Below are 1,214 nucleotides of genomic sequence, written 5' to 3'. Positions count from 1 at the left end.
TTAAGCCGCCATGGCTTTTTTAAGGTTCTCGTCGATCTTGTCGAGGAAGCCGGTGGTGGAGAGCCACTTCTGCTCGGCGCCGACGAGCAGCGCGAGGTCCTTGGTCATGTAGCCGGATTCGACCGTGTCCACGCAGACCTTCTCGAGGGTCTGGGAGAAGCGGGCGAGCTCCTCGTTGTTGTCGAGCTTGGCCCGGTGCGCGAGGCCGCGGGTCCAGGCGAAGATCGACGCGATGGAGTTGGTCGAGGTCTCCTTGCCCTTCTGGTGCTCGCGGTAGTGGCGGGTCACGGTGCCGTGCGCCGCTTCCGCCTCGACGGTCTGGCCGTCCGGCGTCATCAGCACGGAGGTCATCAGGCCGAGTGAGCCGAAGCCTTGCGCCACCGTGTCGGACTGCACGTCGCCGTCGTAGTTCTTGCAAGCCCACACATAGCCGCCCGACCACTTGAGGGCCGAGGCCACCATGTCGTCGATGAGACGGTGCTCGTAGTGGATGCCGGCGGCGTCGAACTTCGCCTTGAACTCGTTCTGGTAGATCTCCTCGAAGATGTTCATGAAGCGGCCGTCGTACTGCTTCAGGATCGTGTTCTTGGTGGAGAGGTAGACCGGGTACTTGCGGTTCAGGCCGTAGTTGAGCGAGGCGCGGGCGAAGTCGCGGATCGACTCGTCCAGGTTGTACATGCCCATGGCGACGCCGGCGTCCGGGAACTTGAAGATCTCCTTCTCGATGACCGTGCCGTCCTCGCCCTCGAACTTCATGGTGAGGCGGCCCTTGCCGGGCACCTTGAAGTCCGTGGCCTTGTACTGGTCGCCGAAGGCGTGGCGGCCGACGATGATCGGCTGGGTCCAGCCGGGAACCAAGCGCGGAACGTTCTTGCAGATGATGGGCTCGCGGAAGATCACGCCGCCGAGGATGTTGCGGATCGTGCCGTTGGGCGACTTCCACATCTCCTTGAGGTTGAACTCCTTCACGCGGCCCTCGTCCGGCGTGATGGTGGCGCACTTCACGCCGACGCCGTATTTCTTGATCGCCTCGGCGGCCTCGACGGTGACCTTGTCGCCCGTGGCATCGCGATGCTCGACGCCGAGGTCGTAGTACTTCAGGTCGATGTCGAGATAGGGGTGGATCAGCTTGTCCTTGATGAACTGCCAAATGATGCGGGTCATCTCGTCGCCGTCGAGTTCGACGACCGGATTGGCAACCTTGATCTTCGCCA

General features: G+C 62.7%; 1 protein-coding gene. It reads right to left on the bottom strand.

From position 1 onward, the window contains the following. A partial coding sequence (locus AC0QTX_RS27460) for an NADP-dependent isocitrate dehydrogenase (RefSeq protein WP_474606957.1) occupies positions 1-1,214 on the bottom strand: 1,214 nt, incomplete at its 5' end.

It is taken from the genome of Microvirga sp. jy35 (assembly GCF_056148915.1).
Note: the sequence above shows the minus strand (reverse complement) of the source record. Positions and strands in the feature narration are given on the sequence as shown.